This window comes from Xanthomonas citri pv. mangiferaeindicae (assembly GCA_002240395.1).
Taxonomy (GTDB): domain Bacteria; phylum Pseudomonadota; class Gammaproteobacteria; order Xanthomonadales; family Xanthomonadaceae; genus Luteimonas; species Luteimonas citri_A.
The window spans coordinates 3,307,213-3,332,361 of the sequence record CP016836.1; the positions used below are offsets into that span (position 1 = coordinate 3,307,213).

The following is a 25,149-nucleotide window of genomic DNA, read 5'->3' on the forward strand; positions in this document are numbered from 1 at the left end:
GCGGCGCGCTCACGGGGCAGTCGCTGCGAAGTGGCGGCGGTACAGCGTGCGGCCGCAGGGCTGGATCAGGTCGGCGGCGTGCAGGTAGTTTTCCGAGTGCCCGGTATAAAGCAGGCTGGCCGCGTCCATGTGCGTGATCAGCCGCGACAGGATGCCGCGCTGGGTCGGCTTGTCGAAGTAGATCATCACATTGCGGCAGAAGATCGCATCGAACGGACCGCCGACATCGTAACGGCTGGCCAGCAGATTCAAGGGACGGAACTCGATCAGCGCCTGCAGCGCCGGATGCACGCGGCACTTGCCGGCATTGGGGCCGGTGCCGCGCTGGAAGAAGCGGCGCCGCAGGTCCGCGTCGAGTGCGGCGACGCGTTCGATCGGATAGACGCCCTGACGCGCGGTCGCCAGGACCTGGGTGTCGATGTCGGTCGCGACGATGCGCACCGGCGGCTGCAGCGTGTCGAAGGCCTCGCAGGCGGTGATGGCCATCGAGTACGGTTCCTCGCCGGTCGAGGCTGCGCACGACCACAGCGTCAGCGGCTTGCGGCCCGACCCGGCGCGCTGCAACTGGGTGCGCAGCGTCTCGAAGTGGTGCGGCTCGCGGAAGAACGAGGTCAGATTGGTGGTCAGCGCATTGGTGAACGCCTGCCATTCATCGCCGTCGGGATCGCCCTCCAGCAACGCCAGATAGTCACTGAAGTCGTCGAGGCCGAGCGCGCGCAGCCGCCGCGACAGCCGGCCGTAGACCATGTCGCGCTTGCTGGCGACCAGCGCGATGCCCGCCCGGTCGTGGATCAGCTGGCACACGCGACGGAAATCGCGGTCGGCGAACACGAACTGGCGGGCGTCGCCGGGCGGGTGGGGCAGGGAAGCGGCACTCATGGCGACCGGCGCGTCAGGGAGACTCGATGGTTATCGGCGCGACGCCGGCGAAGTTGACCGCGATCGTCGCGTCACGCGCAAGGCCCGGCACTGGGCCGGGCCTTGTCGGTGCCCCGTATCGGCGGCGACGATCAGAACTCCGCCCAGTCCGCCTCGGCCAGAGCGGGCGCGGCGGGAGCGCGTGTTGCCGGACGTGGCGCGGCGGGTGCCGGCTTGCGCGACGGTGGCGGCGCTGCCCGGGTCGGTTTCGCGGCGGGTGCGGCCACGGCCTGTCCTTCGATCCGCAGCATCGAGATCGCGTCGGCCAGGCCCGTGGCCTGCTCCTCCATCGCCCGCGCGGCGGCCGAGGCTTCTTCGACCAGTGCGGCGTTCTGCTGGGTGGTCTCGTCCATCTGCACGATGGTCTGGTTGACCTGCTCGATACCCGCGGCCTGTTCCTGCGAGGCGGCGGAGATTTCGGCCATGATGTCGGTCACCCGCTGCACCGAGGCGACCATCTCGGCCATGGTCTTGCCAGCCTGTCCAGCGAGCGCGGCACCGCTGGCGACCTTGCTGGTGGAGTCGTCGATCAGGCCCTTGATCTCCTTGGCGGCGTTGGCGCTGCGCTGGGCAAGCGTACGGACCTCGGAGGCCACGACCGCGAAACCGCGCCCTGTTCGCCGGCGCGTGCGGCCTCGACGGCGGCGTTGAGCGCGAGAATATTGGTCTGGAACGCGATGCCGTCGATGACCGAGATGATGTCGGCGATCTTGCGCGATGAGGCCTCGATGTCGGCCATCGTGGAAACGACCTGACCGACGACCTCGCCGCCCTGGGAGGCGACGGTGGCCGCGCCTTGGGCGAGCTGATTGGCCTGGCGGGCGTGGTCGGCGTTCTGGCGCACGGTGGAGGTCAGTTCCTCCATCGAGGCGGCGGTTTCTTCCAGATTGGCCGCCTGCTGCTCGGTGCGGCGCGAGAGGTCGTCGTTGCCCGAGGCGATCTCGGTGGACGCGGTGCCGATCGCAGCCGACGCGTCCTGGATGCGGGCGACGATGGCGGTGAGCTGGGCGACGGTGGCGTTGGCGTCGTCGCGCATGCGGGCGAACACGCCGTGGAAATCGCCTTCCATGCGCGCGGTCAGATCGCCCGAGGCGAGCGCATTGAGCACGTGCGAGACCTGCGCCAGGCTGACCGCGTTGGCGTCGAGCAGGCTGTTGAGCTGCTGCGCCAGCTGCAGGATGAAGCCGTGCTTGCCGTCCAGCGAGACGCGATGGTCGAGATCGCCGGCCGCGGCCGCGGACACGATGCGGGCGACTTCGGCTTCGACCCGGACTTCACCGGTGCGGTCGCGCCATTCGGCGATCAGGCCGATATCGCGGCCGTGCGCGTCGCGGATCGGCGAGATGATCTGCGCGATGCAGGCGTCCTGGTAATGCATCTCGCGGTGCGCGATGCCGCGCTCCTTGAGACTGGTCAGCACGCGCTGGTCCGGCTTGCCGTCCAGCTCGAACGTCGCCAGCGAGGCCCCCAGCAGCGGCTGGGCCGGATCGTAGTGCGGCAGCTCGGCGGCGATCGCCTCGGCGTTGTCGCGCATCACGGTTTCCAGCGCCGGATTGACGTAGAGGATGTCGAACTTCTCGTCGGTGACGATCATGCCGGTCGAGGCACTGTCGAGCGCGGTGCGGATGCGCAGATTCTCGCTGGCAATCTTTTGGTCGCGCTCGATCCGCTCGCGCAGGTCGTGCTGCATCCGCTGCATGGCCTTGAGCAGGTCGCCGATCTCGTCGCGGCGGCTGGCATCGATGCGGGTGTCGAGCTTGCCGCTGGCCACGTCATTGGCGACCGCGACTGCCGAGCGGGTGGCGCCGGTGAGGTTGCGTGCCATCAGCCAGGCGATGACCATGCCGCCGGTGATGCCGGCCAGCAGCATGACCACCATCAGAATGCTCGACCCGGTCTGCACCGAGCGCGCCTCCTCACGAGCCGCGGTGGCCTGGCGGTCGGCCTCGGCCTGCAGCGCCTGCAACGCGTTGCCGGCGGCCATGTGCAGGTCGCGGGTGCGGCCGATGAAGGTGTCGGTGGCGTCGTCAGGCAGGTCGAGCTCGATCAGTTCGTTGACCTCGTGGTAGGAGGCCTTGGCATCGGTCCAAGCGGTCACGAAGCCGTCGTAGAGCTTGCGCTCTTCCGGCGAGACGATCAGCGGCGCGTACGCTGCCATGTTTGCATCGATCTGCTGCTCCATCGCAGCGGTGCGCTCGCGCGCATCGCGCTTGACCTGATCGCTGGCGCGCACCAGACCCAGATATGACGCGGCGCGGTACTCGCCGAGCAGGGCGCGCGTTTCGCCGACTGTGGTCAGCGTCGGCAGGGTGTTGTCGGCCAGGTGGTCGGTCACGCTGTCGAGCGAGCGCAGGCCGATGAAGCCACCCACGCCCTGGGCGATCATCAGGATCAGGACGACGCCGAATGCCAGCATCAGTTTCGGTGCGAGCTTGAGATTCGAGAACCAGTGCATGCGGCAATCCCCCGTAGGCGGCCGGATGGAAAAAACGGCCCGGATGCGGTCTGCAATCCGGGCGCGGGGTTTACTTGATGGTGGCGAGCTTGATGTCGCTGGGCGAGCTGACTGCGATCTCGGCGCGGCTGGCGTCGCGCTGGATGGTGCCCACGACGCACACATCGCGGCCTTCCAGTTCCTCGGGCGAGGGACGGAACCGGTCACGCTGCTCGTTGGGGATGCGCGCCGAGAAGGTGTGGCGCGGGAACGCGCCGCCCATGTACAGGAAGGTCGGCTGGCCTTCGGTGTTCTCCGCGTAGCGGGTCTTTTCGACCTTGCCGCAGACCATGCCGCTCTTGCCGACGAAGCGCACGGCCTGTTCGGGACGGATGGCCTCCTGGGCGAAGGCGGTCGAGGCGCCCCCGACCAGCAGCAGCGCGGCCAGCAGGGAAGACGTCTTGCAGTGGATGGTCATGGTCTGCTCCTTGATCGATGGACGGCAGGCGCGAAAGCGCCTGTGTCCGCCTCTATCGGCCGTGTGCGGCCGGGCCTTGAGTGAAAGCTGTGTGACGGCGGTCCCAGATCGGGGATCACGCTGCCTGGGGAACCGCCAGTTCGGCGCTGTCGAGCAGGGTCTCGATGTCGAGCAGGATCAGCATGCGGTCGTCGAACGTGCCGATGCCGGAGATGCAGCGGGTGTCGATCGCCGCACCGAACTCGGGCGTCGGGCGGATCTGCTCGGCAGAAAGCGGCACCACGTCCGACACACCGTCGACGACGATCCCCACGACACGGTCCTCGACATTGAGCACGATCATCACCGTGAAACTGTCATAGCGCGCCTGCGCCAGGCGCAGCTTCAGGCGCAGGTCGATCACCGGCACGATCGTGCCGCGCAGGTTGATCACGCCTTTGATGTAGTCCGGCGCGTCGGGCAGGCGGGTGACTGCGTCGTAGCCTCGGATCTCCTGCACCTTGAGGATGTCGACGCCGTAGTGCTCGTCGCCCAGGGTGAAGGTGAGGTACTCGCCGGCGTTCTGGGGATCTGGACTGCTCATCGGTGCGCTCCTGCAGGCATGCCGCGCTCGCGCGCGTGTCGGGTGTCCCGTGCGACATCGGCCGCGCGGCGGGCAACTTTAGGCGCCGGCGCTACACGGCGCGGCGGAGCCGGGCGTTGCGCTGGCGCTCGATCTGGAAGATGGACTGCAGGATGCGCCGCTGCGCGGCCGGTGCCAGCGCGACGAAGCGGCAGCCCGCACGCCAGCGCACCCGCGGGCCGGTCTGCTCGCAGAAGCGGTGCGCCACGGCGACGGCCACGGGAACCGGGGCGGCGTCCGGCAACTGCAACAGGCAGCGATCGAGCGTGCGCCCGGGTGCAAAACGCGGATCGTCGCCGTCATCCATCGCCACTGCGAGCCCGCCGCCGCTCAGGTCCAGCACCCGCAGGCCGTCGTCCGATGACGCCGCCGGGGTGTCGCCATGCCCCGGGTGCAGCGTCACGCCGGCATCGAGCGGTGGCACGACACGATAAAGATCGCGTCGCTGCAGGCGCAGCAGCGCCTCGGGCCAGGATGCGACGAACGCCTGGCGCCCCTCGTGCAGCATCGGCAATGGCGTCGAGAGTCGGAAACGGATCTGCACCGCGTCGAGCCGGGTATCGCAGACGAGTTGGGTGCAGGTCGCAATCCTGCGATTGAGGGCGTCCTGGCGGCTGGCGTCGAGCACCAGCGTGCCGTCGTCGCCGACCGCGAGCAGTGCGGTCGGGCAGGACAGGTCGCCTGGCATCAGGCTGCCGCTGATCAATGCCTTGGTCTCGACCAGGCTGCGCAGCACCCGGCCCATGTCGGCACTGTCGCGCAGCATGTAGCGCGACAGCGCTTCGTCGTCCAGCGGATGGAGCGGGTCTGCAGGCGCCATCGTCCTTGCCGTCATGCGTGGGGTGGGCCTGGACGATCAGGGCAGCGCGTGGCCTGGGGCCGGCGGGCGGGCCGCGTCCACCACTGCCTGCAGCAACGCGGTGGCGGTATCGACACGGAACACCGCGATCGCATCGGCAAGCCCGGCGGCCTGTTCCTCCATCGCCCGCGCAGCAGCCGAGGCTTCTTCGACCAAGGCCGCGTTCTGCTGGGTGGTCTCGTCCATCTGCACGATGGTCTGGTTGACCTGTTCGATACCCGCCGCCTGCTCCTGCGAGGCGGCGGAGATCTCGGCCATGATGTCGGTCACGCGCTGCACCGAGGCGACCATCTCGGCCATCGTGGTGCCGGCCTGTCCTGCGAGCGCGGCGCCGCTGGCGACCTTGCTGGTGGAGTCCTCGATCAGGCCCTTGATCTCCTTGGCAGCGTTGGCGCTGCGCTGGGCAAGCGTACGGACCTCGGAGGCCACGACCGCAAAGCCGCGGCCCTGTTCGCCGGCCCGCGCGGCCTCGACCGCGGCGTTGAGCGCGAGGATGTTGGTCTGGAACGCGATGCCGTCGATGACCGAGATGATGTCGGCGATCTTGCGCGAGGAGGCCTCGATGTCGGCCATCGTGGAAACGACCTGACCGACGACCTCACCGCCCTGGGAGGCGACGGTGGCCGCGCCCTGGGCGAGCTGATTGGCCTGGCGGGCGTGGTCGGCATTCTGGCGGACGGTGGAGGTCAGTTCCTCCATCGAGGCCGCGGTTTCTTCCAGATTGGCGGCCTGCTGCTCGGTGCGGCGCGAGAGGTCGTCGTTGCCCGAGGCGATCTCGGTGGAGGCGGTGCCAATCGCAGCCGACGCGCCCTGGATGCGGGCGACGATGGCGGTGAGCTGGGCGACGGTGGCATTGGCGTCGTCGCGCATGCGGGCGAACACGCCGTGGAAGTCGCCGTCCATACGCGCGGTCAGGTCGCCGGCGGCGATCGATTGCAGCAGCCGCGAGAGCTCGCTCAGGCTGCGATCGCTGGCCGCCATCATCGCGTTGAGGCTCTGGATCATGCGGCCGAAGTCGTCGCGGAACCGGCGCTCGTCGCCGCGGACCGAGAAGTCGCCGGCGGCGGCCGCTGCGGCCAGCCGGTTGATCTCGCCGTTGATCGCCATGAGGCTGGCCTTGGCGGCGTCCATCGCCTCGTGCAGCACCGCGCGGCTGGCGGGCAGGCGGCGCGCGTCGCGCGACAGGTCGCCGTTGGCGTACTCGTTGAGGATCTCGATTGCCTCGACGAATGCGTCCAGGTGCTCGAACATCATGGTGTTGATGCCCGACGCCAGTTCGCCGTAGACGCCCGGGAAGTCGACCGGCATCCGGTGACGCATGTCGTCGCCCGCATGCTGGCGGATCATCTCGCGCGTCTGTTCGGAGAACCGCTCGAGCATGTGCACCATCTCGTCGGTCGAGCGCAGCATCTGGCCGATCTCGTCGCGGCCTTGGTGGCCGGTGCGGATGCTCAGGTCGCCGTGGGCCACGCCGCGGATCGCGCTCACCGCCCGCCCCAGCGGCTCGAGCACCGAGCGGCCGATCAGCCAGCCGATCCCGGCGTTGAGCAGCACCAGCAGGCCGCCGACGACGGTCATGATCGCGGTGAATGTCAGCGCCTGGGACTGGGTATCGTCGAGATAGACGCCGGTGGTCACGACCCAGCCCCACGGCGCATACAACGCCGAGTAGGAGGTCTTGTGCACCGGTTCGTCCTCGCCCGGCTTGGCCCAGACGTAGTCGACGTTGCCGCCGCCGGCGCGCGCGACTTCGACAAAGCGGCTGTAGATGGCCGTGCCATCGGTATCGGTGATCCCGGACACGTCCTTGCCGATCAGGTCCGCGCGCAGCGGGTGCATCAGCATGGTTGGGTGTTCGTCGGTGACGAAGAAGTAGTCGACGTCGTTGTCCGAGCGCATCGCCGCGAGCGTGCGCAGGGCGCGGTCCTTGGCCTGCTCAAGGGTCAGCTCGCCATGTTCGGCGCGGCTGGCGTACTCCTCGACAACACCCAGCGCCAGTTTGACCTGCGATGCGACACCGTCCTTGCGGGACTGGTTGAGGTCCACGAACTGGACCCGGGCCGCGACGACGGCCAGCAGGATGATACCGGTCGCGACGAGCGCGGTCTGGAGCAGGAACTTGCGCTGCATCGAAAGATCGGACAGCGCACGGAGCACGGCGGCGACGGGATTCATGAGGGTGGCAGGAGTGGGCCTGCCACCGGTATCGGCCGCGCTGCGTCGAGATTGAGGCGTGTGTGCCGACAGGCGCGTGCCCGGCCGCCCCGACCCCAGTGCGACGGGGTGGGCCGGCCGGGCCTGGCGATCAGAACTCTGCCCAGTCGGTCTCCAGCACCGCCGCTGGCGCCTTGCGGGTGGGCACAGGGGCAGGGCGCTTGGCGGGCGCGGCAGGCGGCGCTGGGCGGGGGGCGGCCGGAGCGCTCGGCGCCGCCGCGGCGGCAGGTCGGCGGGTGGCTGCGCCGACGTGCGCGGCCTCGATATGGAACACCGCGATCGCATCGGCCAGGCCCGCGGCCTGTTCCTCCATCGCCCGCGCAGCGGCCGAGGCTTCTTCGACGAGGGCCGCGTTCTGCTGGGTGGTCTCGTCCATCTGCACGATGGTCTGGTTGACCTGTTCGATACCCGCCGCTTGCTCCTGCGAGGCGGCAGAGATCTCGGCCATGATGTCGGTCACGCGCTGCACCGAGGCGACCATCTCGGCCATCGTGGTGCCGGCCTGTCCTGCGAGCGCGGCGCCGCTGGCGACCTTGCTGGTGGAGTCCTCGATCAGACCCTTGATCTCCTTGGCGGCGTTGGCGCTGCGCTGGGCAAGCGTACGGACCTCGGAGGCCACGACCGCAAAGCCACGGCCCTGTTCGCCGGCCCGCGCGGCCTCGACCGCGGCGTTGAGCGCGAGGATGTTGGTCTGGAACGCGATGCCGTCGATGACCGAGATGATGTCGGCGATCTTGCGCGATGAGGCCTCGATGTCGGCCATCGTGGAAACGACCTGACCGACGACCTCGCCGCCCTGGGAGGCGACGGTGGCCGCGCCCTGGGCGAGCTGATTGGCCTGGCGGGCGTGGTCGGCATTCTGGCGGACGGTGGAGGTCAGTTCCTCCATCGAGGCCGCGGTTTCTTCCAGATTGGCCGCCTGCTGCTCGGTGCGGCGCGAGAGGTCGTCGTTGCCCGAGGCGATCTCGGTGGAGGCGGTGCCGATCGCAGCCGACGCGCCCTGGATGCGGGCGACGATGCTGGTGAGCTGGGCGACGGTGGCATTGGCGTCGTCGCGCATGCGGGCGAACACGCCGTGGAAGTCGCCGTCCATACGCGCGGTGAGGTCACCGGCCGCGATCGACTGCAGCAGCCGCGAGAGCTGGTCGAGGTTGCCGTCGGCGGCATCCATCAGCCGGTTGAGGTCCTCGATCATGCCGCGGAAATCGTGCTGGAACCGAGCCGCATCGCCGCGGACGCTGAAGTCGCCGCGTGCGGCCGCGCCGGCCAGCGCCTTGACCTCGGCATTGATCGCGCCGAGGTTGGCCTTCACCGTGGCCATGGTTTCGGTCAGCACCGCCTTCTCGCCCGGGTACTGCTCCAGGTCCGGCGTCAGGTCGCCGATCGCGTACTGACGCATGACCTCGATCAGGTGCATCTTCACGTCGACGTGCGAGCCGACCAGCGCATTGGTCTCGCGCACCATCAGGCCGTAGTCGCCGGGGAACGCGCCCTCGTCCATGCGATAGCTGATCGCGCCGTCCTCATGCGCACGTGCCATGCCGCGCTGGGCATCGATCACGGCGCGCAGCTGACCCTGCATGCGCTGCATGGCGCCGAGCAATTGCCCGACCTCATCGTTGCGGTCGACGACGATCTGGGTATCCAGGCGACCGTCCGACACGTCGTTGGCGACCTTGACCGCACTGCCGACCGAGCGCGACAGCGTCCGCGAGATCGCGATCGCCATCGCCGCGGCCAGCAGCACGATGATCACGATGCCAGCGATCATCGCCAACAGACTGCTGCGGTAGACCGCGTTTGCCTGGGCGATGTCGCTGCTCAAGCGCTGGTCGTTGAACTGGGCCAGGGCGGCCATCGACTCGAACAGGTCGCGGCGCAGCGGACGCGACTTCGCGTCGGATACCGTCTGCGCGGTCTCGCCGTCGCCAACGGCCAGCGCCTGCTCGATCTCACGCCGCGCGGCGAAGTACGCCGCCAGGCGTGCCGTCATCGCGTCGTACAGGCCGCGCTCGTCGTCGACCACCGGCAGCGCTTCGTACAGGGCGCGCTGCTCGGCGATGATCTTCTCGATCTCAGCCAGGCGCTGATCGTAATCGCGCACCGCATCGGGCTCGTCCAGGCGGCTGAGCTGCGCCAGCTCGTACATCCGGTACTCGCCCAGCTGCGAACGGATCTCGCCCAGGTGCTGCACCGCCGGCATGTCATCGAGGCTGACCTTCTGCAGTTCGGCATTGATGCTGCCCAGCCGGTTCAGAGCGAATGCGCCCAGCCCCGCGGCCAACAGCACGATCAGAGTGAAGGCGACCGCCAGCTTTCGGGCGATCGACAGGTTGTTCAACCATCTCATGGGAGGTCTCCGGATACGACAAAGGACGCGGGCAGGTGTTGGTCAACACCTGGAGCGCGTCCTTCGCCTGACGACTAGCGGCCGGAAACGGAACGACTTGAACGTTGAAATCGATATTTCTTCAAGTGCTACCGCTGTGATTCACGTCGCGGAAATGAATGTGCACATGAGGTGAAATCCGGTGACCGCAGGCGATGTGGTGCGGCGGGCGCGAATAGCGACGCGATCGCACATCGTTGGCGTCACGCCGCTTGCGGCAGACGCAGTGACCGGGCCAGACCGCCGACATCGACGATCAGTGCCACCCGACCATCGCCCAGGATCGTCGCGCCGGAGATGCCGTCGACGCGGCGATAGTTGTTCTCCAGGTTCTTGACCACGACCTGCTGTTGACCGATCAGTTCGTCGACCTCGAGCGCCAGCTTCTGGCCGTCGCCCTCGACCACGACGACCAGCGGATCGACGCCTTGCGGCTGGCCGTAGCGGTAGTGATCGTTGAGCGAGACCAGCGGCAGATACTCGCCGCGCACGCGCAACACGCGGCCCTCGCCGGCAAGGCTGCGGATGTCCTCGGCCTGGGCTGCAGGGCTTCGATCACATAGGTCAACGGCAGGATCAGGGTCTCCTCGCCGACCGCCACGCTCATGCCGTCGAGGATGGCGAGGGTCAGCGGCAGGCGGATCACCACGCGGGTGCCGTGACCGGTGCGGCTTTCGAGCTGCACCTCGCCACCGAGCGCCTGGATGTTGCGTCGGACCACGTCCATGCCGACGCCGCGTCCCGACAGGTCGGTGACTGCGTCGGCGGTCGAGAAGCCGGCCTGGAAGATCAGGTCCCAGATCTGCGCGTCGGTCGGCGACTCGGGCACGGCCAGGCCGCGTTCGGCAGCCTTGGCCAGGATCCGTTCGCGGTCCAGACCGCGGCCGTCGTCGGCGACTTCGATGACGATGTGGCCGCCCTGATGCGAGGCGGCGAGCGTGATCGTGCCAGCCTCGTCCTTGCCGGCGGCGCGGCGCGCGTCGGGCAGCTCCAGACCGTGATCGATCGCGTTGCGGACCAGGTGCACCAGCGGATCGGCGATCTTCTCGATCAGCCCCTTGTCGAGCTCGGTGCCTTCGCCGAGCGTGCGCAGGCGCACCTGCTTGCCCAGCCGTGTGGACAGGTCGCGCACCAGGCGGGGGAAGCGCCGGAACACCGCATCGACCGGCAGCATGCGCACGCCGATGACCGCTTCCTGCAGGTCGCGGGTGTTGCGTTCGAGCAGGTCCAGCCCGGCGAACAGGCGTTCGCTCAGTGCAGGGTCGAGGGCGGCGGACACCTGCTTGAGCATCGCCTGGGTGATCACCAGTTCGCCGACCAGATTGATCAGGCCATCGATCTTGTCGGTGCTGACCCGGATCGAGCTTTCGGCCTCGTGGCCGTTCGCCGCAGGGGCGGCGGTGCCGGTCGCAGCTGCGCTCGTGGCGGGGGCGAGTGTCGGGTCCGCGCTGGGCGCGGATGCCGGCGCAGGCGCTGGCGCGGCGCCTGCCGTCGGGCGGATGTCGAGCGTGCAATCGTCCTCGACCCACGCGAACACGTCGTCGATCGCGCTGCGCGGCACCGCGCCGATCAGGCCCAGGTCCCAGGCCAGATACGCTTCGAGCGGATCGAGCTGGCCGAAGCCGGGCAGGCGGTCCATCCGGCAGGCGACAGCGAGCGGCGCCAACTGGTCGAGCTCGCGGATGATGCGCAGCGGATCGTTGCCGCTCATGAACATCGACGGCGCCGGCGTGAATCCGATCTGCCAGCCGGTCGGCTCTGCGGTAGGGGCGACCGCAGATGTGGCCGGTGCCGCGGCGGCGACCGGTGCCGGTGCGGCGGTGCCGGCGAGCACGGCCTCGAGCCGGGCCTGCACGGCGACCGCGGCGGCCGGGTCGGCGGGCTGGCCGGTTTCGGCTTCGGCCAGCAGTGCGCGCAGGACGTCGACCGAGGCCAGCATTGCATCGGTTGCGGCGGCATCGACGCTGCGCTTGCCGGCGCGCAGTTCGTCGAGCAGCGTCTCGAGCACATGGGTCAGCGCGGCGACTGCGTCGAATCCGAATGTCGCGGCGCCGCCCTTGATCGAGTGTGCGGCGCGGAAGATCGAGTTCACCAGCTCCGGGTCCTGGTCGCCCTGCTCGAGCTGCAGCAGGCCGGCTTCCATCGCTTCCAGGCCTTCCCGGCTTTCCTCGAAGAAAGTGGCGTGGAAGCGCTGCATGTCCATGTTCATGGGGTGACCTGGATTCGGAGGCGGAAGGCGGGTGTTTAGCCCAGGACTTTCTGGACGGTGGCGACGAGTTGGTCGGGGTTGAACGGCTTGACCAGCCAGCCGGTCGCGCCCGCGGCCTTGCCTTCGGCCTTCTTGTCGGAAGCCGACTCGGTCGTGAGCATCAGCATCGGGACGAATTTGTAATCGGGCAGGCCGCGCAGGGCGCGGATCAGGGCGATGCCGTCCATGTTGGGCATGTTGACGTCGGTCACCACGGCGTTGAACCGCTGGCCCTGGGCGCGCCCCAGGGCGACCTGGCCGTCTTCGGCTTCTTCGACCGAGAAGCCGGCCGAGGTCAGGGCGAAGGAGACCATCTGGCGCATCGAGGCCGAGTCGTCCACTACCAGAATGCGTGCGCTCATGCGGCGTTCTCCACTGTGCTTGCGTTCGAATGGGTGCGAGGGGGGCTGGGCAGTCCCAGCGCGTGGCCGATCCCCAACAGGCGGATGGCGTCGAGCAGGGCGGCGCTGCTGTCGTGCAGTGCGGTGGTCCGGCCTGAGGCGCTGCGGCTGGCGAAGAATGCGCACAGCACCTGGAGGCCGGCGGTGTGCACGCGTCGCACTTGGGCGCCGTCCAGCAGCACGTCCTGGTCGTGGGCCAGGTGGGGCTCGAGCCGTGCCTTGAGTGCGGCGCTGGTCTCGATGCCGAGATCCTCGCCCAGGTCCACGGTGGTCATCGCGTCTCCGCAAAGTCGGGGGTACGACGGGTTAGCGGCAGGGATGCGGCGAGCTTTAGGGCGGGCTTTTTGCGTGCGGCGATGAGGGGTGACTTCGAATGGGCATCGGCCTGCCGGCCGGAAGCCGCTTCCCCCTCGGCAGGACATCCTGTCCTGACTCGGGCGCGCGCCATCCATGGCGCGCTTGGCGCGGCCACCGGCCGTCAGTCCGCTGCCTCGTGCGTTTGCATTCCGCCTTCGGGTCGGTGCAACGCCGCATGCTGGGGGCACGCTGCTAGAAGCGCGGTGACTTCGTTGGAGACCTGTCTCGCTGAGCGTATCCGTCGCCGAACGCGAGGCTCAACGAGCGGTATAGAGCGGCATTGGCAGCAGTCGCGAGGGGTCGAGCAGCAGCGTGACCGTGCCGACGAGGCGCACGATGCCGAACCGGGGTCAGGGTGCAATTTCGCAACGCGAGAACTGAACTCTGACCCTGGTCTTGCAAACAGGCGACTTCTCCTCGAACCGAAGTCGGGCTGCCAATGTTCGCGGCAGCGGACTGACGGTCGGTGGCCGCGTCGAGCGCGCCAGGGATGGCGCGCGCCCGAGTCAAGGCAGGATGCCTTGCCGAGGGAAGAGCGGCTTCCGGCCGGCAGGCCGCTTTCCATCCGAAGTGAGCAAGCGCGTCTGGATGGACGCGTGAGGCTCAGCGGGCGGTGTAGAGCGGCATCGACAGCAGTCGGGAGGCGTCGAGGAGCAGCATGACCGCGCCGCCGAGGCGTGCGATGCCGCGGATGCGGTGGTCGCCGACCGGGGCGAGGCGGGAGGTGTGGGCGCCTTCGATCTGGGCGTCGGAGACCACGGCCACGTCCTCGACCGTGGACACGCGCAGGCCGAGGGTATCGCCGTGTTCCTCGAGCACGACGATCCGCGTCGCTGGCGTGTCCTCGACCGCGGTGTCGCCCAACTGCAGCCCCAGATCGATCACCGGCACGACCTGGCCGCGCAGGTTCATCAGGCCGGCCAGGCACGGTGAGGCGCCGCGCACCGGCAGCAGCGGGGCGGGCAGCACGACCTCGCGGATCTTCAGCAGCTCCAGGCCGTAGATCTGACTGCCGCAGCGTAGCCGCAGCCAGCGCGCCTGACGCTCGCCGCTGCGGCGCGGCGGGATGTCGGCGCGGGCCGCGGCGCTTGCGACCCGCGGTGCGGCTGGCGCAGGTGCAGGCGGCCGTGGCCGCGTCGCGGGCGGCGCTGGTGGGGCGGCGCGGTCTGTGCCGGTGCCCGCGTCGGGCCCGGTGGGGCGGTCACGGGCGTTGCGGCGACCGCGGGAGGCGGCGCGGGTGCGGCGGTTGCCGGCGCCGGCGCGGCCGACAGCAGCACGCCGAGGTAGTCGTCGACGACCTCGGCGGCGTTCATGCGGCGTGCTCCAGCGCCTGGTCTTCGGCCAGCAGCCAATCGAGCGCGCGGCCGTAGGCCGAGAAGGCGCGCCCCGGCGGATGGCCGTTGACCACCTGCTGGGCGAGCGCATCGGCGTTGCTGAGCTGGGTGTCGACCGGGACCGCCTCGTCCCAGATCTTGCCCGCGTACTCGTCCTGCAGCTGCGCCAGGGTTTCGCGCCCGATCCGAGTGCGGCGGTCATACATGGTCGGGACCACCGAGACCGGCAGCGGCCGTTGCCGGGAGCGTTCGACCATTTCGGCCGTGCGCACCATGCCGGCCAGGCCGTAGAGCGCCAGCGGTTCGCACTGCGTGGGCACGATCACCCGGTCGGCGGCCGCCAGGGCGTTGACCATCAACAGGCCGAGCGTGGGCGGGCAGTCGAGCAGGATCGCATCGTGGCCGCCGGTGTGCCGGGTGATCGCCTGCGACAGCGCCAGGCCGAGGCCCGGCTGGGTCGCGCTGCGGCGCTCGAGTGTCGCCAACGCAGTCTGCGCGCAGACGTAGTCCAGGCCTTCGGTCGGCGAGGCGCGCATCAGCGCGGCCAGGCTCGAGGGCGGGGTGGCGAACAGGTCGGCCACGCCCGCAGGCGGTGGGTCGGTCGGGATGCCGAACGCACGGGTAAGCGAGGCATGCGGGTCGAGATCGACCAGCAGCACGCGCAGCCCGCGCGCGACCATCGCACGGCCAAGGGCCAGCGTGGTCGTGGTCTTGCCGACGCCGCCTTTCTGGTTGGCGATCGCCCAGACGCGCATCAGGTCTCTCCTCGGGGATGGGGGGGCAGGGAATCGGGGGCGTGATCAGTGGCGACTGCGGGATGGCCTCGATCGCGACCGGCTGCGAAGGCGCCGGCCCGCCGATCGGCTGGCCCTGGGTCGATTCGGGCTCGGCCAGCACCATCAGCACCACCCGCCGGTTGGCGTTGCGGCCGGCCTCGCTGGCGTTGTCGGCCTTGGGTCGCTGTTCGCCGTAGCCGACCATCACCAGCCGCTCGGGCGCCAGGCCCTCGCGTACGAACAGGTGCACCACGCTGGCCGCGCGTGCGGCCGACAGTTCCCAGTTCGACGGGAAGTGCGCGGTGCGGATCGGGCGGTCGTCGGTGTAGCCCTCGATCCGGATCGGATTGGGCAGCCCGCGCAGCACCGCGGCCAGCCGGCCGAGCAGGGATTGCGCGCCGAAGTCGAGCGTCGCCGAGCCGCTGGGGAACAGGATGTCGCTGTTGATCTCGACCTCCAGCCAGAGGTCGGCGCGGCGCACGGTGATCAGCCGCGCATGCACCATTTCCGACAGCGCGTCCTCGAGCTGCAGCGCGATGCGCGCCAGCTGCTGGCGCGAGGCGGCACGCGCCGCGCCGTCGGCGCCGTCGTCGATGCGGTCGCTGCGCATCTTCGATTCGAGCATCGGCTGCAGCGGCGAGTCGAGCACGGGCGACGAACTTCCCGGACCGCGCCGCGCGCCGCCGGGAATCGGCACCGGCGCCTTGAGGCTGGCATCGCGGTAGACATTGTCGCCGACCTGGATCGGGTCGATCGTCCGCGGCGTGCCGCTGAAGGCATTCGCCAGCGAACTGGCCATCACCCGGTACTTGCCCTCGTTGAGCGAGGACACCGCGTACATGACGACGAAGAACGCCAACAGCAGCGTCATCAGGTCGGCGTAGGGAATCGCCCAGGCCTCGTGGTTGGCGTGTTCTTCGTGGTGGACGCGTCGTGCCATCGTCGCCGGCTCAGTGCAGGAAACCGGCCAGACGGGCCTCGATGTTGCGCGGATTCTCGCCTTGGGCGATCGCGATCAGGCCCTCGATCGCCAGTTCGCGCTCGCCGCTGCGGCGGCCGATCACGCTCTTGAGCTTGGAGGCGACGGGCAGGAAGAACAGATTGGCCGAGGCGATACCGTAGATCGTGGCGGTGAACGCCGCGGCGATGCCGTGGCCGAGCTTGGACGGATCGGCCAGGTTCTTCATCACTGCAATCAGTCCGAGCACCGCGCCGACGATGCCGAGCGTGGGTGCGTAGATGCCCATGCTCTCGAACACTTTCGCCGCGGCCAGGTCCTGCTGTTCCTCGCCGTGCAGTTCGATCTCGAGCATGTGCCGGATGGCCTCCGGTTCGACACCATCGACCAGCATCTGCAGGCCTTTGCGCAGGAACGGGTCGCTCTGCGACTCGACATAGGCTTCCAGGCCCAGCAGGCCCTGCTTGCGCGAGACGTTGCTCCACTCCAGCAGTTGCGCGATCAGTGCGCCGCGGTCGGCGGTCGGCGGTCGGATCGTCCAGCGCAGGATGCGCATCGCGCGCTTGAACACGCTCGGCGGCGTGTGCAGGAGGATCGAGGCGAGCGTACCGACAATCACGATCACGAAGGCAGCCGGCGACCACAGCGCGCCGAGCCCGGCACCCTTGAGGATGCTGCCACCCACCAGGGCGGCGAGGGCGAGCACGAGTCCGACGACGCTGAAAAGGTCCATGATCGCGATATCGGCGTCGGGCGCGGCGACTTGAGCCGCGCCCGGGGGCTCAGGGGCCGCGCAGCGCGTCCACGTCGAGGATCAGTGCAAGCCGTCCATCGCCGATCAAGGTCGCGCCGGCATAGCCGGGCAGGCCGCGCAACGCGCGCGGCAGTGGCTTGATGACCACCTCTTCGCGCCCGCGTACTTCGTCGACCACCAGGCCGAAGCGGCTGTCGCCCCGCTGCAGCACCACGATGGTCAGCAACGCGGTATCGAGCGCGGGCCGGTCGAGCCAGTGCCGCAGGTCGAGCAGCGAGAGCGTATGCGAGCGGCGGTCGAGCGCGGCGCGGCCATCGAACCAGTTGACCGTGCGTGCCGGTGCATGCAGCACTTCCTGCACCCGCGCCAGCGGCAAGGCGTAGGCATCGCCCGCGGCATGGACCAGCAGGGTCGGCAGGATCGCCAGCGTCAGCGGCACGCGCAGCGTGAAGCGGCTGCCGCGACCGAGTTCGGATTGCACCTGGATCTGCCCGCCGAGCTCGCGGATCCGCGACTGCACCACGTCCATGCCGACGCCGCGGCCGGAGATGTCGCTGACCTCGGTGCGCGTCGACAGGCCGGCCAGGAAGATCAGATGCAGGCATTCCTCGGCGTTCAGGCGTGCGGCCGATTCGGCGTCGATCAGGCCCTTCTCGCGGGCCTTGGCGCGCAGCCGCTCGGGGTCGATGCCGGCGCCGTCGTCCTGGACCTCGATGCCGACGTAATCGCCTTGCTGCTGGGCGATCAGCCGGACCTTCCCGGCGCGCGGCTTGCCGGTCGCCTCGCGCAGATCCGGCGTCTCCACGCCATGGTCGATCGCGTTGCGGACCAGGTGGATCAGCGGGTCGGCCAGCGCTTCGACCAGGTTGCGGTCGAGCTCGGTGTCGGCGCCGACCAGTTCCAGGTCCACTTCCTTGTCGAGCGCGCGGGCGACATCGCGAGCGACCTTCGGAAACCGCGAGAACACCTTGCCGACCGGCTGCATGCGCGTGCGCATGACCGCGCCCTGCAGGCGCGCAGTGGCGTTGTCCAGGGTGGCGACGGCGCGGTCGAGGTCCTCGTCGCGCAATCGTGCGCGCAGTGTCTTGAGGCGGTTGCGGGCCAGCACCAGTTCGCCGACCAGGTCGACGATCGCATCGAGCCGCCGAGTGTCGACACGGACGGTCTGCTCGCGCTCGGCCGGTGCCTGCGCGGCGGCCGGTCTGGCCGGCGCCGGCGGCGCGGCGCGCGGCGGGACGGCAGGTGCGGGCGCCGCGACCGCGACGGCGGGCGCTGGTGCTGCGCCGGGCGCGTGCGCGCCGTGCAACTGGTCGAGCAGCGCTTCGAATTCGTCGTCGTCAATGGTGTCGCCACCCGCGGCCGGTACGGCGGCGACCGGCGTGGCGCCTGGGGCGGCCTTGCCGTGCAACTGATCGAGCAGGGCTTCGAACTCGTCGTCGTCGATCGGATCATTCGGGCCTGGTGCGGGCGCCGGGGCCGATGCGCCGGGCGCGGCGTTGCCATGCAACTGGTCGAGCAGTGCCTCGAACTCGTCGTCGTCGATCATCTCGCTGCCCGCCGTGGCTGGCGCGGCGACGGTCGGGGCCACACGGGCGGCCGGGGTCGGTGCCACAGGCGCGGCGGTGTCGAGCGCGAAGCCGGCGATCAGTTCGGGCGGCGCATGCGGCACGTCGCTGCCGGTTTCGACCGCGTCGACCATCGCCTGCAGCCAGTCGAGCGACTGCTGCGCGGCGTCGAAGTGCCGCGGCAACAAGGTCGCGGCGCCCGAGCGTGCGGCGCCCAGCGTTTCCTCCGCGGCATGGCACAGCTCAACCAGCGCGGTCGCGCCGAGGAAGCCGGCGCCGCCCTTGAGCGTGTGGAAGGCTCGGAAGACCGCGTTGAGCTGTTCGCGGTCGTCCGGCGACTGCTCCAGCTCGACCAGTTGCCCGCCCAGGTCGACGAGCAGCTCGCGTGCTTCGAGCACGAAATCGGCGGCGATGTCGGGCGAGAACTGCATCGCTCAGAGTCCCAGGCGTGAGAGCAGGTCGTCGGCGTCGTCCTGGCCGACGGTGCCGGTGTCGAGCCCGGCAACGGCCGGGCCGACAGCACGCAGACGGTCCTGTTCGCCGTCGGCGGGCGGCAGCCCGAGGGCGCCGAAGCCTTCGTGCACGCCGCGCACGATGCCGGCGACGCGGCGGATGATCTGCCCGCCCAGGTCCTGGTGGCTCTGCGCCAGCGCCATCTCGCGCAGGTTCTCGCGCAGCGCGTCGATGGTTGCGGTCTGCGCGGCGTCCAGCGTGCCGGCGCGCAGCTGGGCGACGTGCGCGCGGCTGTCCTCGATCAGATCGAGCGTGCGGTGGGTGGCTTGCTCGGTCATCGTCACCACGTGGTCGAGGCGGGCGCAGGCATCGTCGAGCCCACCTTGCGCGGGCGCGGCCGGCAGGGTGTCGAGCGCCTGCGCCAGTTCCCGCGCCAGCCGGCCCAGGCCGTCGACCAGGGTGCGCGCGCGGGCGGCGGCGAGTGCGTCGACTTGCCGGCGCCAGCCGGCCTCGTCGCCGCGTTCAAGCGCTTCGAGCGCGTCGTGCAGCAGGCCGGCGAGCTGGCTGCGGTCGGTGGTCACCGCGACCGTGGCGGTCACGCCGCGCCTCCCAGGCGCTCGAAGATCTTGCCGAGCTTCTCCGACAGCGTCTGCGCGGTGAACGGCTTGATGATGTAGCCGTTCACGCCGCTCTGCGCCGCCTCGATGATCTGCTCGCGCTTGGCCTCGGCGGTGACCATCATCACCGGCAGCGCGCGGAACTTGGGGTCGGCGCGGATCGCGCGCAGCAACTCGATGCCGGTCATGCCGGGCATGTTCCAGTCGGTGATGACCAGGTCGACCGCATCCTGGCGCAGCACGGCCATCGCGCTGTTGCCGTCCTCGGCTTCGACGGTGTTGTTGAAGCCCAGGTCCGACAACAGATTCTTGACGATGCGGCGCATCGTCGAGAAGTCGTCGACCACGAGGATACGGATGTTCTTGTTCAAAGCGGGCTCCACGGGTGGGGCATCAGTCGGCGTTGCCGATGCCGGTATCTGCGAGTTCGAAGGCGGACAGGCGGCCGCGCAGGCGGACCACGGCCTGGCCGTGGATCTGGCATACGCGCGATTCGCTCACGCCCAGTACCGCGCCGATCTCCTTGAGGTTGAGTTCCTGTTCGTAGTACAGCGACAGCACCAGCTGTTCGCGCTCGGGCAGCAGGGTGATCGCCGCGGCCAGTTCCCGGCCGAACTCGCTGCGTACCAGGTGTTCCTGCGGCGTCGGTCCGCCGTCGCGGTTGGCCGGCTCGACCTCGCCGTGGTCCTCGACGTGCGAGTCCAGGCTCAGCACCTGGCCGCGGGCGGCGTCTTCGAGCAGACGTTGATAGTCGGCCAGCGGCATCTGCAACTTGGCCGCGACCTCCTGGGCGCTGGCGGCGCGGCCGCTGGCCTGCTCGATCTCGCGGATTGCGGCGGCGGCTTCGCGTGCACGGCGATGGACCGAGCGCGGCACCCAGTCGCCGCGGCGAATCTCGTCGATCATCGCGCCGCGGATGCGGATCGAGGCATAGGTCTCGAACGAGGCGCCTTGTTCGGCGTCGTAGCTGCGCGAGGCCTCGAGCAGGCCGATCATGCCGGCCTGGATCAGGTCGTCGATCTCGACGCTGGCCGGCAGCCGCGCAGCGATGTGATGGGCGATGCGGCGCACCAATTCGGCATGCACCACGACCGGATCCGGCGCGCTGGCGCGCTGGACCGCCTGGTACTGGCGGGCGGCGGCGTTCATGCGGCCGCTCCCTGGCGCAGCAGGCGGTCGACGAAGAATTCGACGTGGCCACGCGGCGCGGTCGGTGCCTGCCAACGCGCGACGCGACGTGCGATCTCCACCAGCGCTTGCGACGACGGGCTGCCCGGGTAGGCGCGCACCACCGCCTGCTGGCGCTGGACCGCGGCGCGCAGCCACTCGCATTGCGGCACTGCGCCCAGGTAGTTCAGCGAGACGTCGCCGATGAAGCGCTCACACACGCGCACCAGCTTGTCGTACAGCGCGCGGCCCTCCTGCGGGCTGCGTACCATATTGGCGACGACCTGGATCCGGTCCAGGCCGCGCTCGCGCGCAAGCACCTTGATCAGTGCATACGCATCGGTGAGCGAGGCCGGCTCGTCACAGACCACGACCACTGCGTCCTGCGCGGCCTGGCAGAAGGTCAGCACCGAGTCGGTGATGCCGGCGGCGGTATCGACCACCAGCACATCGAGCTCGCGCTCAAGCTCGTTGAAGACGTTGACCAGGCCGGCATGCTCGATCGGACGCAGCTCGGCCATGTGCCGGCGACCGGAGGCGGCGGGCACGATCAGCACGCCCGCCGGGCCCTCGATGATCGCCTCGTCGAGCGTGCAGCGCCCGGCCACGAGGTCGGCCAGCGTGAAGCGCGGCGACAGGCCCAGCAGCACATCCAGATTGGCCAGGCCCAGGTCGGCGTCGAGCAGCATCGTGCGCTGGCCCATGCCGGCCAGTGCGATGGCGAGATTGGCCGACACGTTGGTCTTGCCGACGCCGCCCTTGCCGCCGGTGACGGCGAGGGTGCGGACGGGCGCGAACGGGGCGGGGCGGGCAGGTCAGGCGACGGCATGGTGGGGCTTCTGGGCGTCGGGGTCGTGGAGATCGTGCGTGGGGACGATCGGCTTATCGGCATCGCGGCGGAGATCTTCAAGCCGCAATGCCAGATGGGCGGCATTGGCGCGATGCAGATCGTCAGGAATGCGCTGGCCGTCGGCGATCCAGGTCAGCGGCAGGGCGTGATCGACGGCGACCGACAGCACGCTGCCCAGCCGCCCGGTCTCGTCGAGCTTGGTCAGCACCGCGCCCTGCGGGCGGGCGCCCTCGAAGCGGCGGACGACTTCGTCGAGATCGGCGAAATGGGTGTTGGCGGGCAGCACGAGCAGGGTGCGGATCTGGCGCGCAGCGCGCAGCCAGTGCAGTTGGCCGGCCAGGGCACGGTCGCGCTGGCTCAGTCCGGCGGTGTCGACCAGCACCAGTCGGTAGTCGCGCAGGCGCTGCAGCAACTGGACCAGCCCGGTTTCGCTGTCGGCCTCGTGCACCGCGATGCCGAGCTGCCGGCCGTAGCTGTGCAGTTGTTCGCGGCCGCCCACGCGCACCGTGTCGGTGGTCACCAGCGCCACGTCGCGGGCCTGGTGGCGGGCGACGTACCGCGCGGCGAGCTTGGCGATGGTCGTGGTCTTGCCGGCGCCGGTCGGGCCGACCAGCGCGATGACCCCGGCCTCCTCCAGCGGGTCGATCGGGCAGATCGGCAGGCGCTTGGACAGCAAGGCCAGCATCAGGCCGCGGACGCGGTGGGCCGGGGTGTCGGCCGGCACCTGCAAGGCGACGTCGCGGGTGATGCCCGCATCGAAGCCATAGTCTTCCATCAATTCCATGACCTGGCCGCGGGCCGGGGACCCGCGCAGGCGCTCGTCGGTCAGGCGCGCCATCTCGCGCTCGATCATCTGCCGCATCTGCGCCAGTTCCTCGCGCATCTGCGCCAGCTCGCCGTCGCTGCTCGGCGTCGGCGGGGCGGGCACGGCGACGAGGGCGGGCGGCGTGGCGACCGGGGGCGGCGGCATCAGGACATGCCCGATGGGCGCGGGGACATCCGGCGCGGGCGCGGGCGGTTCGGGCAGCGCCTGCGACGGAATCCCGTCGTCTTCGGCGGCCCATGCCGGCGCGGCGGAGCGACGGCGCCCGAGCAGTTCGGCAAACGACGGAAATCCGGCGCCGGCGTCCGCGAGCTCGGCGTGCAGGGCCTCGGTGATCGCTGCGGGTGGCGGGTTCGCGGCTGCCGCATGGACCACCGTCTGTGGCGGCGCAGCCGCCTCGACCGGTGCCAACGCACGCAGCCAGCGTTCGGCGGGCGAGTCGTCGCGGGCTTCGGCGGCCTGTGCCTGCGACGGCTCGACAGGCGAGGCTGCCGGCGCCTCGCGCCGCTGGGCCTCGTCGAGGGCGCGCTGGACCACGCTCTCGTCGTAGTTGCTGGCCGCGACGATCTCCACGCCCTCGTCGGTGCGGCGATTGGACAGGATCACGGCGTCGGGCCCGTGCGCGGCCCGCACCATCTGCAGGGCGCTGCGCATGTCGGCGGCGACGAAACGGCGGATGTTCATGGGCGGCAGCCGGAGATGAGGAATGGGGGGGACGGCATGGCGCAGGCGAGAGCACTGCGTCGATCGGGGCGGCCTTGGGGGGCGCTGGGGTGTCGTGCGTGCATCGTGCGTTCTCCGTGGCGGGGCCCTGCGTTCACCAGTCCCCCGTCCCTACAACCAAGTCCCGCGCTTCAACTGATCGTCCCCAGCAACTTGAGTCGCTTGTCTTCGGGGACTTCGGTGTAGGCCAGCACCGACAGGGTCGGGACGCTGTGCCGGACCAGGCGCGCGAGCGCGGCGCGGACCTGGCCGGGGACCAGCACCACCGCCGGTTCGTTCCTGGCCTCCTGCTGGCCGGCGCAATCGGCCAGGCTCTGCTGCAGACGTTCGGCCAGGCCCGGCTCCAGCGCAGCGCCGGTCCCTTGCGCGGAATCCTGCAAGACGCGTTCCAGCGCGGGCGCCAGCGTGTAGACCGGCAACTCGGGCGCCGGACCGGCGATCTCCTGGACGATGAAGCGGCCCAGCGCGGTGCGGACCGCGGCGGTGAGTTGACCGGGGTCCTGGGTATGCGCGGCATGCTCGACCAGCGCCTCGGCGATGCGGCGCAGCTGCCGGACGGGAATACGCTCGACCAGCAGGTTCTGCAGCACCCGGACCACCACCGCCAGCGGCAGCGCCTTGGGTGTGAGGTCCTCGGCGAGCTTGGGCGCGCTGCGCGCCAGGGTCGCCAGCAACTGCTGGACTTCCTCGTGCCCGAGCAGTTCGGGCGCCTGTTCGCGGACCAGGTGCGAGAGGTGGGTCGCGACCACGGTCGCCGGATCGACCACGGTGTAGCCCGCGGCTTCGGCCTGGGCGCGCTGGATCGGCAGGATCCACAGTGCGTCGAGCCCGAACGCCGGGTCCTTGCCCGGAATGCCCTCGATCGGCTGTAGCGCGCCGCCTGGATCGAGCGCCAGCAGGCGGTCGGGATGAACCTCGGCGGTCGCCACCGGCACGCCGTGGACCAGCAGCCGGTAGGCGGTGGGCGACAGTTCGAGGTTGTCGCGGATGTGCACCGGCGGAATCAGAAAGCCGATGTCCTGAGTGAGCTTGCGACGCACGGCCTTGATCCGCGCCATCAGTTCGCCGCCCTGGGCCTTGTCCACCAACGGAATCAGCCGATAACCGACCTCCAGGCCGAGCGGATCGACCGGGCGCAGGTCGTCCCAGCCGAGCTCCGCATTGGCGGCCTGCTCGGGCGCGGGCAGTGCGGCGTCCGGCGCGGCTGCGGCGCGTTCGGCCGCCAGGCTGCGCTTGCGCATCGTCCAGGCGCCGTAGCCGACCAGCGCGGCCAAGGTCAGGAAGGCGAGGTTCGGCATGCCGGGCACCAGCCCGACCACCAGCAGAATGACCGCCGCGATCGACAACGCCCGGTACTGGCCGAACACCTGCCCGGTCACCGCGCCGCCCATGTCCTGGGCCCGCGAGGCGCGGGTGACCAGCAGCGCGACCGCCGAGGACACCAGCAGCGACGGCAACTGCGACACCAGGCCGTCGCCGATCGACAGCAGGGTGTAGGTCGCCGCCGCGTCTCCGAACGGCATGCCGTGCTGGAGCATGCCGATCGCCAGGCCGCCGATGATCGTCACGAACAGGATCAGGATGCCGGCGATCGCATCGCCGCGGATGAACTTGCTGGCGCCGTCCATCGCGCCGTAGAAATCGGCTTCCTGGCGGACTTCCTCGCGCCGGGCCTTGGCGTCCTCGCGGGTCAACAGGCCGGCATTGAGGTCGGCGTCGATCGCCATCTGCTTGCCGGGCATCGCATCGAGGATGAAGCGCGCGGTGACTTCCGAGACCCGGCCCGCACCCTTGGTGATGACCATGAAGTTGATGATCGTCAGGATCGCGAACGCGACGATGCCGACCGCGAAGTTGCCGCCGACGACGAACTCGCCGAACGACTCGATCACGTTGCCGGCTGCGCCCGGGCCGTTCTGACCGTGCAGCAGGATCACGCGCGTGGAGGCCACGTTCAGCGCCAGGCGCAGCATCGTGGTCATCAGCAGCACGATCGGGAAGATGCTGAAGTCCAGCGGGCGCTGCACGTAGACCACCGCCAGCAGCACCACCAGCGAGATCGCGATGTTGAAGCTGAAGAGCACGTCGAGCGCGAACGGCGGCAGCGGCACCACGACCATCGCCAGCAGCGCCAGCACCAGCAACGGCGCGCCCAGTCCATGGCGCAGCATGTCGAACAGGCGCTTGGGGCCGGACTGCATCACCGCGC

General features: G+C 69.9%; 19 protein-coding genes and 2 pseudogenes. 1 reads left to right on the top strand and 20 read right to left on the bottom strand.

All coding sequences use genetic code 11. From position 1 onward, the window contains the following. Positions 1–9 precede the first annotated feature (9 nt). From BEN78_14365 to BEN78_14420, 12 genes and pseudogenes are all read right to left on the bottom strand, one after another. The gene (locus BEN78_14365) at positions 10–879 is read right to left on the bottom strand and encodes a chemotaxis protein CheR (GenBank protein ID ASR44372.1); all 870 of its coding nucleotides are present in this window, start codon (positions 877–879) and stop codon (positions 10–12) included. A 131-nt stretch (positions 880–1,010) separates the two neighbouring features. After that, positions 1,011–3,373 (bottom strand): annotated as a pseudogene (locus BEN78_14370) (chemotaxis protein). 70 nt (positions 3,374–3,443) lie between these two features. Beyond that, the gene (locus tag BEN78_14375) at positions 3,444–3,830 is read right to left on the bottom strand and encodes a hypothetical protein (GenBank protein ID ASR44373.1); all 387 of its coding nucleotides are present in this window, start codon (positions 3,828–3,830) and stop codon (positions 3,444–3,446) included. Between the two features lie 115 nt (positions 3,831–3,945). Beyond that, positions 3,946–4,413 (bottom strand): chemotaxis protein CheW, encoded by a 468-nt coding sequence (locus BEN78_14380; protein ID ASR44374.1) that lies wholly within the window; start codon positions 4,411–4,413, stop codon positions 3,946–3,948. Positions 4,414–4,504: 91 nt separating this feature from the next. Then, a complete protein-coding gene (locus tag BEN78_14385; GenBank protein ASR44375.1) occupies positions 4,505–5,287 on the bottom strand; it encodes a hypothetical protein in 783 nt (260 codons plus the stop codon). A gap of 21 nt (positions 5,288–5,308) precedes the next feature. Beyond that, positions 5,309–7,486: a chemotaxis protein gene (locus BEN78_14390; protein ID ASR44376.1), complete on the bottom strand. Its 2,178-nt coding sequence runs from the start codon at positions 7,484–7,486 to the stop codon at positions 5,309–5,311. Between the two features lie 130 nt (positions 7,487–7,616). Continuing rightward, the gene (locus BEN78_14395; GenBank protein ASR44377.1) at positions 7,617–9,875 is read right to left on the bottom strand and encodes a chemotaxis protein; all 2,259 of its coding nucleotides are present in this window, start codon (positions 9,873–9,875) and stop codon (positions 7,617–7,619) included. A 242-nt stretch (positions 9,876–10,117) separates the two neighbouring features. After that, positions 10,118–12,123 (bottom strand): annotated as a pseudogene (locus tag BEN78_14400) (chemotaxis protein CheA). Positions 12,124–12,158: 35 nt separating this feature from the next. Continuing rightward, positions 12,159–12,524, bottom strand: a complete 366-nt coding sequence (locus BEN78_14405) for a Fis family transcriptional regulator (protein ID ASR44378.1) — start codon at positions 12,522–12,524, stop codon at positions 12,159–12,161. Then, positions 12,521–12,838, bottom strand: a complete 318-nt coding sequence (locus tag BEN78_14410) for a hypothetical protein (protein ID ASR44379.1) — start codon at positions 12,836–12,838, stop codon at positions 12,521–12,523. Before BEN78_14410 ends, BEN78_14405 begins: the two co-directional genes overlap by 4 nt. A gap of 685 nt (positions 12,839–13,523) precedes the next feature. Beyond that, positions 13,524–13,889, bottom strand: a complete 366-nt coding sequence (locus BEN78_14415) for a hypothetical protein (GenBank protein ID ASR44380.1) — start codon at positions 13,887–13,889, stop codon at positions 13,524–13,526. A gap of 340 nt (positions 13,890–14,229) precedes the next feature. Continuing rightward, positions 14,230–15,009 carry a chromosome partitioning protein ParA gene (locus tag BEN78_14420; protein ASR44381.1) on the bottom strand — a complete coding sequence of 260 codons (780 nt, stop codon included), beginning with the start codon at positions 15,007–15,009 and terminating at the stop codon, positions 14,230–14,232. A gap of 455 nt (positions 15,010–15,464) precedes the next feature. Between BEN78_14420 and BEN78_14425 the strand changes: the two genes are divergently transcribed. Then, positions 15,465–15,755 carry a hypothetical protein gene (locus tag BEN78_14425; GenBank protein ASR44382.1) on the top strand — a complete coding sequence of 97 codons (291 nt, stop codon included), beginning with the start codon at positions 15,465–15,467 and terminating at the stop codon, positions 15,753–15,755. Between the two features lie 225 nt (positions 15,756–15,980). On the opposite strand, the gene motC is transcribed toward BEN78_14425, so the two are convergent. The 8 genes from motC to BEN78_14465 form a co-directional block, all read right to left on the bottom strand. Next, positions 15,981–16,721 (bottom strand): flagellar motor protein, encoded by a 741-nt coding sequence (gene motC, locus BEN78_14430; protein ID ASR44383.1) that lies wholly within the window; start codon positions 16,719–16,721, stop codon positions 15,981–15,983. Positions 16,722–16,770: 49 nt separating this feature from the next. Next, positions 16,771–18,738 (bottom strand): chemotaxis protein CheA, encoded by a 1,968-nt coding sequence (locus BEN78_14435; protein ASR44384.1) that lies wholly within the window; start codon positions 18,736–18,738, stop codon positions 16,771–16,773. A 3-nt stretch (positions 18,739–18,741) separates the two neighbouring features. Then, complete coding sequence (locus BEN78_14440; protein ID ASR44385.1) at positions 18,742–19,359, bottom strand: chemotaxis protein; 618 nt, start codon at positions 19,357–19,359, stop codon at positions 18,742–18,744. After that, positions 19,356–19,748, bottom strand: coding sequence for a histidine kinase (locus BEN78_14445; GenBank protein ASR44386.1), 393 nt, complete (start codon positions 19,746–19,748; stop codon positions 19,356–19,358). The genes BEN78_14440 and BEN78_14445 overlap by 4 nt, the downstream gene beginning before the upstream one ends. 22 nt (positions 19,749–19,770) lie before the next feature. Continuing rightward, a complete protein-coding gene (locus tag BEN78_14450) occupies positions 19,771–20,526 on the bottom strand; it encodes an RNA polymerase sigma factor FliA (protein ASR44387.1) in 756 nt (251 codons plus the stop codon). Further along, the gene (locus tag BEN78_14455) at positions 20,523–21,281 is read right to left on the bottom strand and encodes a cobyrinic acid a,c-diamide synthase (protein ASR44388.1); all 759 of its coding nucleotides are present in this window, start codon (positions 21,279–21,281) and stop codon (positions 20,523–20,525) included. Before BEN78_14455 ends, BEN78_14450 begins: the two co-directional genes overlap by 4 nt. Positions 21,282–21,359: 78 nt before the next feature. Beyond that, positions 21,360–22,901 carry a flagellar biosynthesis protein FlhF gene (locus tag BEN78_14460; protein ID ASR44389.1) on the bottom strand — a complete coding sequence of 514 codons (1,542 nt, stop codon included), beginning with the start codon at positions 22,899–22,901 and terminating at the stop codon, positions 21,360–21,362. 170 nt (positions 22,902–23,071) lie between these two features. Continuing rightward, positions 23,072–25,141, bottom strand: coding sequence for a flagellar biosynthesis protein FlhA (locus tag BEN78_14465; GenBank protein ASR45161.1), 2,070 nt, complete (start codon positions 25,139–25,141; stop codon positions 23,072–23,074). Positions 25,142–25,149: the final 8 nt, after the last annotated feature.